Below are 15,283 nucleotides of genomic sequence, written 5' to 3'. Positions count from 1 at the left end.
AGGACAGAGAGACGAGTGCGGACCGGCGCACCACCCCCGCTGGTGGGGCGGGCGCCGGTCCGGGTCGGGCTGCCGACCGGGACGCGGGCCGCGTCGGGGCGCGCGGGCGTGTCGTCGCCGGACGGGTCGTCGTCCGGCGTCGGCTCGACCACCTCCGGCTGAGCACCGGATCGATGAACTGCCGTTGCACTGCTGGGGAAGGTGTGAAGTGATGTACGGGAATCAGGCCGAGCGATCCGGCGACTCCGACGACACGGTCGGGCGTGCCGTCGCCGTCGTCGGCATGTCGTGCCGAGTTCCGCGGGCACAGGACGTCCAGGCCTTCTGGCGGCTGCTGCGCGACGGCGTGGACGCCATCACGGAGGCGCCCGCGGACCGGTGGTACGACTTACCCGACCTGGCCCCGTACCGCCGGGGTGGGTTCATCGACGCGGTGGCCGACTTCGACGCCGGGTTCTTCGGCATCTCGCCGCGCGAAGCCGCCGCGATGGACCCCCGCCAGCGCCTGGCGCTGGAGCTGACCTGGGAGGCGTTGGAGGACGCCGGCGTCGCCGCGGAGGACCTCCGCGGCAGCGACACGGCGGTGTTCCTCGGTGCCGCGAGCGACGACTACGCGTCCCTTGTGCAGCGGCACGGCACGGACGCGGTGTCCCACCACTCCCTGGCGGGCCTGAGCCGCGGTGTGATCGCCAACCGCGTGTCGCACCGGTTCGGCTTCCACGGGCCGAGCATCACCGTCGACACGATCCAGTCGTCGTCGCTGGTCGCCGTGCACCTGGCCGGTGAGAGCCTGCTGTCCGGCGCCGCACGGCTGGCGGTGGCCGGCGGCGTGCACCTGAACCTGGTGCCGGAGAGCACCCTCGCCCTCGCCCGTGCGGGCGCGCTGTCCCCGGACGGCCGCAGCTACACGTTCGACGCCCGCGCGAACGGTTTCGTCCGCGGCGAGGGCGCCGGCATGGTCATCCTCAAGCGGCTCGAGGACGCGATCGCCGACGGCGACCAGATCCACTGCGTGCTGCTCGGCGGCGCGGTGAACCACGACGGCGACGGCTCGGCCCTGACCGTGCCGGACGGCGACTCGCAGCAGGCGCTGCTGCGCGAGGCGTACGCCCGCGCGGGCGTGAACCCCGGCGACGTCCAGTACGTCGAGCTGCACGGCACCGGCACGCGTGCGGGCGACCCGGTCGAGGCGGGTGCGCTGGGCTCGGTGCTGGGTTCCGCCCGTGACGCCGACCGGCCGCTCCTCGTCGGATCGGTGAAGACGAACATCGGCCACCTGGACGCCGCCGCCGGCGTCGTGGGCCTGATCAAGGTCGCGTTGGCGATCAAGCACGACGTGCTCCCGGCGAGCCTCAACTTCACCGAGCCGCACCCGTCGATCCCGCTCGACGAGTGGCACCTCTCGGTGAACGCCGCCGCCGGTCCGTGGCCGGGTGACGGCCCGAAGCTGGCCGGTGTCAGCTCCTTCGGCGTCGGCGGCACGAACTGCCACGTCGTCGTCGCCGCACCGCCCGCCGTCGCAGCACCAGCCGAAGCGCCCGCCGCCGAAACCCCGGCCCTCGAAGCCGCGGTGGCCCGGCCGGTCCCGGTCGTGCTCTCCGGCGACTCCGCCGCCGCGTTGCGGGCACAGGCCGAACGCCTGCGCGACTGGGTCACGGTCGACGCCGACGCCCGCCCCGCCGACATCGGCTTCTCCGCCGTGACGACGCGGTCGCTGCTGAAGCACCGCGGTGTCGTCGTGGCCGCGGACCGCCTGGAGCTGGTGGCGGGCCTGGCCGCGCTGGCGGCGGACGAACCGGCCGCGAACGTCGTGACCGGCTCCGCCACCCCCAACTCCGGTGTGGTGTGGGTCTTCCCGGGCCAGGGTTCGCAGTGGGTCGGCATGGCCCGCGAGCTGTGGGACTCCTCGCCCGTGTTCGCCGCCCGCATGACCGAGTGCGAGCAGGCGCTCGGCGGCCTGGTCGACTGGTCGCTGCGCGAAGTCCTCACCGACGAGGACGCGCTGGCCCGCGTGGACGTCGTCCAGCCGGCCCTGTTCGCGGTGATGGTGTCGCTGGCCGAGGTGTGGCGTTCCGTCGGCCTCGTGCCCGACGCCGTCGTCGGCCACTCCCAGGGCGAGATCGCGGCGGCGTGCGCGGCGGGCATCATCTCGCTGGCCGACGGGCTCCGGCTCGTGGTCGGCCGCAGCAAGGCCATCGACGCGGGCCTCTCCGGCCGCGGCACGATGGCGTCGCTGGCCATGCCCGCCGACGACGTGGACCAGGACAAGGTCTCCGTCGCGGCGGTGAACGGCCCCAACTCCGTGGTCATCTCCGGCGCGGTCGACGCGGTGCGCGATGCCGTGGCCGACTGCGAGTCCCGCGGCATCCGCGCCAAGGTGATCCCGGTCGACTACGCGTCCCACTCGACGCACGTGGAGTCCGTCCGCGACGACGTGCTCCGGGTCGCCGAGGGCATCGCGACGACGGACAGCGGGATCGCGTTCTTCTCGACGGTGACCGGTGGCCTGGTGGACGTGGCCGAGCTGGACGCCGAGTACTGGTACCGGAACCTGCGCGAGCGCGTGCGGTTCAGCGAGACCGTCAAGGCGCTGGCCGACGCCGGGCACACCACGTTCGTGGAGCTCAGCCCGCACCCGGTGCTGACCGCCGCCATCCAGGACACCGTGGGCGACGCGGTGGTGCAGGGAACGCTGCGCCGCAACGAGGAGCAGTCCCGCCGCCTGCTGCTGTCGATGGCCGAGCTGAGCACCAAGGGCGTCGCCGTGGACTGGCGACCGCTGTTCGATGGCGCCCGCCGCGTTCCGCTGCCCACCTACGCGTTCCAGCGGCAGTCGTTCTGGGTCTCCGGTGAGCGCGTCGAACGCGAAGCGCCGCGGCCGGTCGGCACGTCGGTGGCCGCGCCCGTGGAGACGCACTCCGAGCGGACCGCGAAGCGGCTCGCCGAGCAGGACCTGTGGACGCTGGTCCGGTCACACTCGGCCGCCGTGCTCGGCCTGTCCGACCCCAAGGCGGTCGGCGCCGACAACACGTTCAAGGAGCTCGGCTTCGACTCGGTGACGGCGGTGGAGCTGAGCAACCGGCTCAACGCCGCGGCCGGCCTGAAGCTGCCGACCTCGCTGCTCTACGACCACCCGACCCCCAGCGCGGTCGTGCGGCACATGCGCGACCAGCTGTCCGGGTCGGAGGCCGACGAGCGCGAGGTCGCGCCCGCCCGTGCCGCGGGCCACGACGAGCCGATCGCGATCATCGGCATGAGCTGCCGGTACCCCGGTGGCGTCGCGTCACCGGAAGACCTGTGGCGGCTGGTGGCCGACGGCGCCGACGCGATCACGCCGTTCCCGGACAACCGGGGCTGGCCGACGTCCGGCGGCGACTACGCCTCGGTCGGCGGCTTCCTCCACGACGCCGGTGACTTCGACGCGGGCTTCTTCCGCATCAGCCCCCGTGAAGCGCTGTCCATGGACCCGCAGCAGCGGCTGGTGCTGGAAGTGGTCTGGGAGGCGCTGGAGCGCGCCGGGCAGGACCCGGCCGAGCTTCGCCGCACCCCGACCGCCGTCTTCCTGGGCGCCATGAGCCAGGACTACCTGCCGCGACTGGGCGAGGTACCGGACGAGGTGGCGGGCCACGCCCTGACGGGCAGCGCGTCCAGCGTCGTCTCCGGCCGCGTCGCCTACACCCTCGGCTTCGAGGGACCGGCCGTGACCGTGGACACCGCGTGCTCGTCGTCGCTGGTGGCGCTGCACATGGCGGCGCAGTCGCTGCGCTCCGGTGACAGCTCGCTCGCGCTCGCCGGCGGCGTGACGATCATGTCCACGCCCGGCATCTTCATCGAGTTCTCCCGGCAGAACGGCTTGGCCGCGGACGGCCGCTGCAAGGCGTTCTCCGGTTCCGCCGACGGCACCGGCTGGTCCGAGGGCGTCGGCATGCTCGTGCTGGAGCGGCTGTCCGACGCCCGGCGCAACGGCCACCGCGTGCTCGCCGTGCTGCGCGGCAGCGCGATCAACCAGGACGGCGAGAGCAACGGGCTCACCGCGCCGAACGGACCCTCGCAGGAGCGGGTCATCCGGCAGGCGCTGGCCAACGCCGGACTGTCCACCGCGGACGTCGACGCGGTCGAGGCGCACGGCACCGGCACCCAGCTCGGCGACCCGATCGAGGCGCAGGCGCTGCTGGCCACCTACGGCAAGGACCGGCCGGAGCCGCTGTGGCTCGGCTCGATCAAGTCGAACATCGGTCACACGCAGGCCGCCGCGGGTGTCGCCGGCGTGATCAAGATGATCATGGCGATGCGGCACGGGGTGCTGCCCCGGACGCTGCACGTCGACGAGCCGACGCCGCACGTCGACTGGACGACGGGCGCGGTCGAGCTGCTGACGGATCGGCGTTCCTGGCCCGAGGCGGACCGGCCTCGACGGGCCGGCGTGTCGTCGTTCGGGATCAGCGGCACCAACGCGCACGTGATCCTGGAGCAGGGCGACCTCGAAGAGCCCGCCGTGGACGACACCGAGCCGGAGGCCGTCGTGCCCTGGCTGCTGTCCGCCCGCAACGCGTCGGCCCTGACGGGTCAGGCGGAACGGCTGCTGGCGGCGGTGTCGGCGGACGACGCGCCCCGCACCGCCGACGTGGCGACGACCCTGGCCACCGGCCGTGCGGCGCTGGACCACCGCGCCGTCGTCTTCGGCACCGGCCGGGCGGAGCTGCTGCCCGCGCTGGAGGCGTTGGCGACCGACGAGCGCGCGGCGGGCCTGGTCACCGGTTCCGCGAGCGTTGTGCCGGACGTCGGCGTCCTGTTCTCCGGGCAGGGCAGCCAGCGCCTCGGCATGAGCCGCGAGCTGGTGCGGCGGTTCCCCGTGTTCGCCGAGGCGTGGAACGCGGTGTGCGCGGAGTTCGCGCCCCTGCTCGACCACTCCATCGACGAGGTCGTGTCCGCCGAGCCCGACTCGGACCTGGCCGCGCTGCTGGACGAGACCGCGATGACGCAGCCCGCGCTGTTCGCCTTCGAGGTGGCGGCGTTCCGGCTGGTCGAATCGCTGGGCGTGGTGCCGGCCGTGCTGACCGGGCACTCGATCGGCGAACTGGCCGCGGCGCACGTCGCGGGCGTGTTCTCCCTCTCCGACGCGGTGAAGCTGGTGGCCGCGCGCGGTCGTCTGATGCAGGCGCTGCCCCGCGGCGGTGCGATGGTCGCGATCCAGGCCGACGAGGACGAGATCCGCGAAGCGCTCGACGGGTACGAGGACACCGCCTCGATCGCGGCGATCAACGGTCCACTTGCGACGGTCGTCTCCGGCGAGGAGGACGCCGTCCTGGACATCGAGGGGATGTTCTCCGGCGCCGGCTACAAGACCCAGCGGCTCCGGGTCTCGCACGCCTTCCACTCGCCGCTGATGGAGCCGATGCTCGCGGAGTTCGAGCAGGTCGCGCGGTCGGTGTCGTACGCGGCGCCGCAGCTGCCGGTCGTCTCGAACGTGACCGGCGCCCTGGCCGGCGACGGTGAGCTGGAGCGGCCCGAGTACTGGGTGCGCCACGTGCGCGAGGCGGTGCGCTTCGCGGACGGCGTGCGTGCGGCGGTGGCCGCCGGTGTCGGCGTGTTCGTCGAGGTCGGGCCGGACGGCGTGCTCGCCGCCATGGCGCAGGAGACCTTGGCGGAGGTCGCGCCCGAGGTGACCGCCGTGCCGGTGGTGCGCAAGAAGCGGCCGGAGGCCCGTTCGCTGGCCGAGGCGCTGGCCCGGTTGCACGTCGCCGGCGTTCCGGTGGACTGGCGGGCCTACTTCACCGCAGTGGGTGTCGACGGCCGACTGGTCGACCTGCCCACCTACGCGTTCCAGCGGCAGTCGTACTGGGTGAAGGCCGAGGCTCCGCGCGGTGACGTCAGCGGCGCCGGGCTGACCGCGATCGAGCACCCGTTCCTGTCGGCGGCCACCGAACTCGCGGTGGGCGACCAGATCGTCCTCAGCGGACACGTCTCGCCCGCGACCGACGGCTGGCTGGCCGACCACCGGATCTTCGACGGAGTGGTCTTCCCCGGTGCGGCCTACGTCGAGATGGCGTTGCAGGCCGTGGACCTGGCCGGGTGCGGTCGGGTCTCGGAGCTGACGCTGGAGAAGCCGCTGACGCTCGCGGCCGACCCGGTGCAGCTCCAGCTCACGGTCGGTGGACCGGACGAAGCGGGCGCGCGGGAGATCGGCGTCCACTCGCGGGTGGCCGGGTCGCGGACGTGGACCCGGCACGCCGCCGGTGTCCTGGCCGTCGGCGCGCCCGCGCCCGAGTCCACTTCGGACGCCTGGCCGCCGGCCGGTGCCGAGGCCGTGGACCTGGACGCGTTCTACCCGGAGCTGGCCGATCGCGGTTACGGCTACGGGCACGCGTTCCGAGGGCTGCGCGGGCTGTGGCGCTCGGGCGACGACGAGGTGTTCGGCGAGGTCCGGCTGCCCGACGACGTTCCGCACGCCTCGTCCGGGTTCGTCGTGCACCCGGCGCTGTTCGACGCGGCCCTGCACCCGATCCTGTCGCTGCTGGCGGGGGAGGACTCGACGCAGGCACTGCTGCCGTACGCGTGGTCCGGCGTGTCCCGGCACGCGGTCGGCGGTCCGGACCTGCGGGTCCGGGTGGCGAAGATCGGCGTCAACGAGGTGTCGCTCCGGATCACCCGGTCGGACGGCGCGCTGGTGCTGTCCGTCGACTCCCTGGCCCTGATGCCGGCGTCGGTGGAGCAGTTGACGGCGGGCACCACCGCGGATGCCCTCTTCACGGTGGACTGGACGGCTCTGCCGGAGTCGGCCGGCTCGGGCTCGGCGGACGCGGAGTTCACGCACGTGATGGCGAGCGTGGGCGCCGACCTGCCCGCGTCGGCCCGTGCCACCGCGCACGAAATGCTGGGCCAGCTCGGGAAGTGGCTTGACGACGGCACTCGCCGGGTGGTCGTGACCCGCGGCGCGGTGGCGGTCGGCAAGGGCGAGACGCCGGACCTGGCGCTCGCGCCGGTGTGGGGCCTGCTGCGGTCGGCGCAGGCCGAGCACCCGGACCGGTTCGTGCTGGTGGACGTCGACGGCGACAAGGCTTCGCTGGCCGCGCTGGACAAGCTGGACCTGACCGAGCCCCAGGTGGCCATCCGCGGTGGTGTGGTGCACGTGCCGCGCCTGGCCGCGGCCCCGGCCGCTTCGATCGACCGTCCTGAGTGGACGGAGGGCACGGTGTTGCTCACCGGTGCCACGGGCGGGCTCGGCGCGTTGTTCGCCCGGCACCTGGTGACCGCGCGCGGCGCGCGGCGGTTGCTGATGCTCAGCCGGCGCGGTTCCGCCGCACCCGGTGCGAGCGCTCTGGCCGACGAGCTGACGGCGCTCGGCGCCGAGGTCGTGCACGCCGCCTGCGACGTGTCCGACCGGGACGCGCTGGCGGCGGAACTCGCCCGCATCCCGGCGGAAGCGCCGTTGACCGCGGTCGTGCACCTCGCGGGCGTGCTCGACGACTCCGGCGTGGAGACCATGACGCCGGAACAGCTCGACCGGGTGTTCCGGCCGAAGGTCGACGCCGCGTGGCACCTGCACGAGCTGACCGCGGGCATGGACCTGTCGGCGTTCGTCCTGTACTCGTCCGTCGCCGGTGTCTTCGGCACGGCGGGGCAGGCGAACTACGCCGCCGCCAACACGTTCCTGGACGCGTTGGCCGCGCACCGCCGCGCCGAGGGCCTGCCCGCGGTGTCGCTGGGCTGGGGTCCGTGGGAGCTGGGCATGGCGGGCGAACTCGGCGAGGCCGACCTGGCGCGGTTCCGCCGTGCCGGGTTCGTGCCGCTGCCCGCCGCGACCGGCACCGCCTTGTTCGACGCCGCGCTGGGTCTCGACTCGGCGCTGGTGGTGGCGGCCGTGGTCGACCGGGCCGGGCTGCGCGAGCAGGAAACCGTGCACGCGCTGTTCCACGGCATGGTCGCGCCGCGGCAGCCGAAGGTCGTGGAAGCCGGTGGCGTGCCGCCGTTCGTGCAGCGGCTGACCGACCTCCCGGTGCCGGAGCGGACGGAAGAGATGCTCCGGATGCTGCTGTCCACCTCGGCCCTGGTGCTCGGCTACCCGTCGACGGACGACATCGAAGCGGACATGTCGTTCAAGGAAATCGGATTCGATTCCCTGAGCGGCGTCGAATTCCGCAACCACGTCAAGAAGGACACCGGCGTGGAGATCCCCGCTACGATCATCTTCAACTACCCGACGCCCGCGGCACTGGCCGACCACCTGGTCGACCGGTTGTTCGGCGCGGACGCAGCGGAGCCGGTGGAACCCGACGACAACACGGCAGAGGACGAACTGGACGAGGAGATCGACGGCCTTGACCTCGACGACCTCATCGACCGCGCGTTCTCGGAATGAAGTGATGGGACCGATGAAGGCAGAAGACCTTAAGGCCGTGCGCCGGTTCGTCCGGGATGAGCTCGGCACCGACGAGGCGCGACTCGACGAGCTGACCGACAAGCCGTTGGAGGTGTACGAGAAGTTCCGCGAGACCGGCCTGGCGAACTGGTGGCTGCCGGAGGAGCTGGGTGGCCGCGGGCTCACGCTGGAGGACAGCGTCGAGATCGTCAACGAGCTGTCCTACGGTGACGCGGGCGTGGCCTTCACGCTGTTCATCTCGATCCTCGGCACCACGATGGTGCAGCTGTACGGGTCGGACGAGCTGAAGCAGCGGTACCTGGCCCCGATGGCGGCGGGCGGCACGTTCTGCGCGTCGCTCGGCAGCGAGCGCACCGCGGGCAGCGAGCTCGGCAAGATCGAGACCATGGTCGCGAAGGACGGCGGCGACCTCGTCCTCAACGGCGAGAAGTTCTTCTCCACCAACACGGACTTCGCCGACTTCCTCGTGGTCATCGCCCGCTCGGCGGACGACCCGGAGGACTACCCGGCCATCGTGGTGCCGCGCGGCACGCCGGGGGTGGAGATCGTCAAGCGGTGGGACGTCATCGGCCTCCGCGCGTCGCACACGTACCAGGTGTCGTTGAAGGACGTCCGGGTGCCAGCCGCCAACCAGCTCGCGGGTTCCGGCCTGCGCCTGCTGGAGATCGGCCTGAACGCCAGCCGCATCCTGATCGCGACCACGGCGCTCGGCATCGCGCGGCGCATCCGCGACCACTGCATGAACTACGCCAAGACGAAGCCGTTCCGCGACGGCACGCTCCTGGAGAGCCCGGTGTTCGCGCAGCGGCTGGGCCAGATGGAGATGCAGATCGACGTCATGAAGAGCCACCTGCTCCGCTCGGCCCGCGACTTCGACAAGATCATGGCCGACCCGGACGCGCCGGCGCTGTTCAACCGGCAGGGCACGGTGAAGTCGGCGCTGACCGCGAAGATGTTCTGCGGGCAGGCGGGCTGGGACGTGGCGAGCGTCGGCTCGGAGATGTTCGGCGGGCTCGGCTACACCAACGACATGCCGATCGGGAAGCTCATGCGGGACATCCGGTACGTCTCGATCGTCGAGGGCGGGGACGACGTGCTGCGCGAGCTGGTGTTCGGTCGCTACGTCGTGCCGGTGCCACGGCGGACGTAAGCGGTTCGGTTGGTGGAAGCGGCCGGATCGGAATGGCGGAAGCGCGGGAACCCCGCGCGGACGCCGTCCCGATCCGGCCGTTCGCGTCGATTACGCTGAGTGATCAATTTCGGTGTCCGACGGATGAGGGTGGCCGGTGGGTCGGGTGTCGAAGTAGCGTCTGTCTGTGTCGGAACGGGACGAGCTCATCGCCGGGCGGTATCGGCTTGTGGCGTTGGTCGGGCGTGGTGCCGGTGGTGTCGTCTGGCGGGCGCGCGACGAGCGGCTGGGGCGCGCGGTCGCGGTCAAGTTCCTCGGCGCTGGTGACTCGGCGGACGCGGTGGGCCGGACGTTGCGGGAGGGTCGGGTCGCGGCCCGGTTGCGGCACCCGCACGCGGTGACCGTGCACGACGTCGTGGAGCACGGTGGCAAGCCCTGCCTGGTGATGGAGTACCTGCCGTCGCGGACGTTGGCCGAGCTGGTCGACGAGCGCGGTCCGCTGCCGGAAGCCCTGGTCGCGGGGGTCGGGTGGCAGGTCGCGTCGGCGCTGGCAGCGGCGCACGCGGCGGGGATCGTGCACCGGGACGTCTCGACGTTCAACATCCTGCTGGCCGACGACGGCACCGCGAAGATCGCCGACTTCGGCATCGCGCGGGCCATCGGCGAGGGCACGGTGACGGACGCGCGGGCCATCGTCGGCACGCCCGCGTTCCTCGCGCCCGAGGTGGCGGCGGGGGAGGACGCGGTGTTCGCGTCCGACGTGTACTCGCTGGGCGCGACGCTGTTCGCGGCGCTCGAAGGCCACCCGCCGTTCGGCACCACCGACAACCCCTACGCGTTGCTGCGGCGGGTGTCGGAGGCGGAGGTGGCGCCGCTGCGGTTCCCCGGTCCGTTGGGTGACGTGCTGATGCGGGTGCTGGTGCGCGAGCCGTTGGAGCGGCCGACGATGGCCGAGCTGCACGGTCTGCTGGGCGCGGTCGTGGAGGGCCGGGCGCTGCCCTTCGCCGAGCCGGAGCCGGAACCGGTCGCGGAGCAGGTAGCGGAGCCGGTTCGGGACACGATGCCGCTGGTCATGCCTCGTCGGGTGCCCTGGCGGAGGATCGCGTTGGCGGCCGGTGCGGCGGCGCTGGTCGTCGGCGGTGTGGTGGTCGTCGACCTCGTGGGGGACGACGAACCGGCCGACAACGCCCTGCCCGCCCCGACGAGCAACACCAGTTCGTCCGCCGTTCCCGCGACGACCGTTCCCGTGACGACCGCTTCCGCGGACGACGACGCGGTGCAGACCGACTCGGCGACGTCGTCGGCCGACTGCGACGCCGACCTCAAGATCACAAACTCCTGGCCGGGCGGTTACCAGGCCCTGGTGACGGTGCGCAACGCCGCCGAGCGCGCTCTCGGCGGGTGGACCGTGACCTGGCCCCAGCCGACCGGCCACGTGATCAGCAACCTGTGGAACGGCACGTTCACCGCGGAAGCCGGGTCGGTGAGGGTTTTCAACGCCGACCACAACGCGAAAGTGCCCGTGGACGGCTCCACCACGTTCGGCTTCACCGCCAACGGCCCCGCGACACCGAACCCGGACGTGACCTGCACGTCCGGCGCCAGGGTGAGGTGAACGCGGAGCGGCACACAGCCCGACCGGATCGAGCGTTCGACCGCCGGCCCACCGGGTGCGGTGTCAGAACGGGGGTTCGGTGGGGAAAGCGTCCGTCCAGGGAGGAACGACGGGCTCGGGCTCGCGCTGGAGGACTGCCACCGCGTCCTTGATCCGACCGAGGTCGACGAGGTGCCCCGCCAGCACGGTGGAGTTGGCGGGAGGGTGCGCTTCCAGGGCCGTGACCGCCTCCTCGGTCCGACCGGCCTCGGCGAGCAGGTCGGAGATGGTCCGGGCCGCGTACCAGGTGTCGCGCTCCGGGTGCGTACGTGCCTGCGCGATTGCGTCATCGAGCGATCCGCAGCCGGCCAGGAGCCGAAGCCGCAGCCTGAAGAAGGCCCACTCCTCCTCGCCGTCGCGGCGCGCCGTGAGGGTGTCGAGGTAGGCCAGGCCGTCCCGGGCGCGGCTGTGGTCGGCGTACAGGGTGCACAGCGTGTCGACGATCCAGTCCTCCGCGCCACCGGGGGAGTCCGCGACCACGCGCATCACCGCGATCGCCTCGTCGCCCCGGCCACGCCGGGCCAGGAGTTCCGCCAGTCGGACCGAACCGTGGTGCAGACGCGCAGGTGAGTCGCCCGGCTCCCGGTACACGGCGATCGCGCCTTCCACGTCGCCGCGCCCCTCCAACACCTCGGCCAGGCGCTTCGCGGCGTGCCCGTGGTACTCGGACGCCGCGTACCCGCGCAGTTCCCCGATCCGGTCATGCCTCGCGAACAGGTCGGCCAACTGGTCGTGGCCGTTCACGGCGGTGATGTGCTGCCGGGTGCGCAGCAGGGCGATCGCATCGTCGACGCGCCCCTGGCGTTCGCGGATCGCCGCGAGCAGGCCGATCGCCGTGTCCGGGTGGAGGCCGCTCCGGCACGAGAGGTCTTCGCGTCGGTGCTCGACCGGAATTCGTGCGACCAGCAGCGCGGCGATGTCCTCGTCCCTGCCCGCTCCCTCGGCAACCTCCACCAGAGCGGTGGCGATCAACCGGTCTTCGATTCCGGCGCTCAACAACACGAGCGCCTCGTCCTGATGTCCGTGCCGGGCCAGCAGCCGCCCGAAGAACTCCAGCGAGAGCCCTCCGGCCGCGGCGTGCGGTCGGGCCAGGGCGATCGCCTCCTCTGCCCGTCCCCAGCTCTCCAGCAGTTCCGCCTGGGCGTGGGCGGCCGGCCACCAGCCCGTGGCGACGTACGGAGCGAGCACCTCCAACGCCTCGGCCTGCCGCCCCTGGTCACCGAGCAGCCGTGCCCACTCGCGCGCGCAGAACCATTCCCCGCGGCGAGCCTGGAACTCCACTTCCTTCCTGTGGCCGAGCTCGAGAAGCCGGGAGACCAGGAGTGGAGGTATGCAGCCGGACAAGGACCGGGCTCGGTACTCGAGATCAGCAGCATCCACGGGGACGCACCTTAGCGCCGCGCCAAGCGACGTTCGGCGAGCCGAACTCGTCGTCGGCGGGCGCGGACAGCAGCACCGTCCGCGCCCGCCGACAGGTCACCACCGATCAGGTGCGCCGGCGGACGATCCGCGACAGCCGACCAAGTGGCGCGTCACGTCGAACAACTCCTGGTGCGACGCGCTATCAGCACCAGCCGTTGATCGGGCCGTTCACGCCGGTCCACATGAAGGCGTCGGTGACCCAGGTGCCGTCGCTGAGCCGGTTCCACAGGCTGGTGGTGCCCCACCGGCCGGTGTGCGACGTCCCGTTCGCGGAGCAGGAGACGGTGACGGTGGCGCCGTCGCCCACGGAACCCGCGACGCCGTAACCGGTGCCGGGGCCGGTGCGCTTGTTGACAGACCCGCCGCCGTTGGCGTCGATGATGCCCTGCGTGAAGCCGAGCGCGCCGTAGTTGTACAGCGCACCACCGGCGTAGACGCGCGCGCTGCCGTGCAACGCCGAGCCCTGGTAGGCGGCGCCGCCGTTCTGTGGCACCCACTTGCCGATGTTGTGCTGGGCGATGCCGATGTAGGCGCTGTTCTGCCGCAACCCGAAGTGCACGTGCCGCCCCGACGCCGACCCGCCGCACGTGACGTCCGTGCCCGTGTGGCCGAGGAACGTCCCCTGGCTCACGCCCGCGCCGTTGACGTTGATGCTGTTCCACAGGTGGTAGTAGTCGGTGGAGTAACCGCGGTCGTGGATCACCCGGATCCACCCGGTGCACATCGTGTACGCGGTGCCGCCGCGGGTGGCGAGCACGCGCTGGTCACCGCCGGCGAGGTCGAGCGAGCTCCACGGCGCGGCGGTGCCGGACCAGCCGTGCGGCCCGCCCCACATGGACCAGGTCTGCCCGACCGCCCACGGCAACGCCATGCCGGTGCGCCCGTCGGTGGCGCTGGTGGTGCCGATCTGGCGGCCGTCCTGTTCGGCCAGCAACGTGCGTTCTTCGGCGGGCACGATCGGCGCGCGCGACGTCAGGTCGGCGAACGCGGGCTCGCCTTCGAGCGCCACCGTCCACGCGCCCTTGGCCCGGTGGGCGACGAACAGCCAGCCTTCCGGGTGGTCGTCGGAGCCGGCCGCGGTGGTCAGCACAGCGGTGCCGAACGCCCACTCGCCGGCCTGCCTGGTGGCGTTCACCTTGGCGGTCCGGCTGGTGTCGGCGATCGAGGCGCCGCGTTCGCGCATCTCCGCGACCACCACGGAGTTCAGGTCGGCGGGGTTGGTCGCGGCGGGATCGGGCGCGGCGGAGGCCGCGGTGGGGGAGACGAGCGGTGTGGCGATCAGCAAGGTGGCGAGGGACGCCCCGGCGAGCAGACGAGGGATCATGGCAGCCTCCGGCGGAAGGGCGGTTGCAGGGACGTCCCAGTGTCGACACGGTCGGGTAGAAAATCACCAGCCATTCGGGCGAGTGGTGAATTATTGACGTTGACGTGGCAGGGGGACGGGCCGCGTTCGGCTGGTTGCGCCCGAACGCGGCCCGACCGGATGTCCTTACAGTAGTGAGCTGATCTGGCCGTAGACCAGGTCGATGCGGACACCCTGGTTCGGGCAGCCGCCGTAGTGGTGCAGCCCGATCACCTTGTGCGTCCGCCGGGACAGCACCGGCGAACCGGACGAGCCGCCCTCGGTGTCGCAGCGGTAGGCGATGTCGGACTGCGACGAGCTGCCGTTCACCCGGACCGCGCTCACGGCGCAGTACCCGCCGCCGTTCTGGTCGTCACGCAGGGAGAGCTTCTTGAGCTTCCCGGCCGGGTGGCCGACGATGTACATCTCCTCGCCGACCGCCGGCACCCGCGCGTCCAGCTCCAGGTAGCCGAACGACGACAGCGCGGCGAAGTTCGTCACGCTGAACAACGTGTAGTCCAGCGCCGCGCTCGTCTTGAGCACCGACGACACCAGCACCTTGGTGACGGTCGCGGAGGTGGTGCCGCCGCACGTCGGGCACTGGTAGTTGAACCACACCTCGATGCCCGTGCCGCTGGTGAAGCAGTGGTTGTTGGTCAGCATCCGGTTGTTCGGGCCGACCCGCCACGCCGTGCACAGGGAACCGCCGTTGCGCAGCAGCTTGGCGACCGCCCTGGTCCGGCCGAACTCGGTGGGGTTGCTCGACTGGTAGCAGACCGCGTCGCGGTAGTCGTTCGTGCCGCAGATGCTCTGCGGCCCGATCGCCGCCGCGGCGTCCATCTCCGCGTCCGTGTACCCGCGGGTGATCTTGTCGAGGGTCACCCGGCTGGCCGGGTGCGCCGGTCCGCCGTCCCGGCCTTCGAGGCTGATCACGGCCTTGTCGCCGGTCACGGACATCGCCCAGAAACCGGTCGCGTCCACGGTGGCCGTGCCCGACGCGGTCACGTCGGAGGTGTAGCGATAGGCCTCGGCGCCGGCCGGGTCGGCCACCGTGAGCACGTCGCCCGCGACCAGGCGCAGGCCGGTGAAGTGGGCTTTCAGGTACCACGAACCAGGTCGCTCGACCGTCGTGGAACGGGTCTTGCCGTCGAGGACGGTCGAGACGACCTCGTCCTCGCCGACCTTCTGGACTTGCTCGACGAGCCCCGGGGCCGCGGACGCGGTTCCGACCAGCAGGGGCACGACGAGCAAGGCGGCAGCGAGGAGTTGCAGGGTTCTCCGCACTGGTGTCACCTCACTTTGTGAGCAGGGATGGTCACACCATGTGATGGTCCTCGTGTCACCCGAAAGTGTCAG

General features: G+C 72.2%; 7 protein-coding genes. 4 read left to right on the top strand and 3 right to left on the bottom strand.

From position 1 onward, the window contains the following. Window positions 1–15: 15 nt before the first annotated feature. From OQ02_RS44275 to OQ02_RS30655, 4 genes are all read left to right on the top strand, one after another. The gene (locus OQ02_RS44275) at window positions 16–162 is read left to right on the top strand and encodes a hypothetical protein (RefSeq protein ID WP_156077404.1); all 147 of its coding nucleotides are present in this window, start codon (window positions 16–18) and stop codon (window positions 160–162) included. Window positions 163–211: 49 nt separating this feature from the next. Continuing rightward, the gene (locus tag OQ02_RS44270; RefSeq protein ID WP_051772989.1) at window positions 212–8,359 is read left to right on the top strand and encodes a type I polyketide synthase; all 8,148 of its coding nucleotides are present in this window, start codon (window positions 212–214) and stop codon (window positions 8,357–8,359) included. 13 nt (window positions 8,360–8,372) lie between these two features. Beyond that, on the top strand, window positions 8,373–9,530 hold the full coding sequence (locus OQ02_RS30660; protein WP_033442145.1) for an acyl-CoA dehydrogenase family protein: 1,158 nt from the start codon (window positions 8,373–8,375) through the stop codon (window positions 9,528–9,530). 166 nt (window positions 9,531–9,696) lie between these two features. After that, window positions 9,697–11,124, top strand: a complete 1,428-nt coding sequence (locus OQ02_RS30655) for a protein kinase domain-containing protein (RefSeq protein ID WP_033442117.1) — start codon at window positions 9,697–9,699, stop codon at window positions 11,122–11,124. A gap of 63 nt (window positions 11,125–11,187) precedes the next feature. Here OQ02_RS30655 and OQ02_RS30650 read toward each other — a convergent pair whose 3' ends face one another. From OQ02_RS30650 to OQ02_RS30640, 3 genes are all read right to left on the bottom strand, one after another. Continuing rightward, window positions 11,188–12,444: a tetratricopeptide repeat protein gene (locus OQ02_RS30650; protein WP_197043570.1), complete on the bottom strand. Its 1,257-nt coding sequence runs from the start codon at window positions 12,442–12,444 to the stop codon at window positions 11,188–11,190. A gap of 283 nt (window positions 12,445–12,727) precedes the next feature. After that, complete coding sequence (locus OQ02_RS30645) at window positions 12,728–13,909, bottom strand: peptidoglycan DD-metalloendopeptidase family protein (RefSeq protein WP_197043569.1); 1,182 nt, start codon at window positions 13,907–13,909, stop codon at window positions 12,728–12,730. Between the two features lie 165 nt (window positions 13,910–14,074). Then, window positions 14,075–15,211: a trypsin-like serine peptidase gene (locus tag OQ02_RS30640; RefSeq protein WP_156077403.1), complete on the bottom strand. Its 1,137-nt coding sequence runs from the start codon at window positions 15,209–15,211 to the stop codon at window positions 14,075–14,077. Between the last annotated feature and the right edge of the window lie 72 nt (window positions 15,212–15,283).

The organism is Saccharothrix sp. NRRL B-16314, assembly GCF_000716595.1.
In the GTDB taxonomy this organism is placed as follows: domain Bacteria; phylum Actinomycetota; class Actinomycetes; order Mycobacteriales; family Pseudonocardiaceae; genus Actinosynnema.
This window is presented reverse-complemented; position numbering and strand designations above follow the sequence as displayed.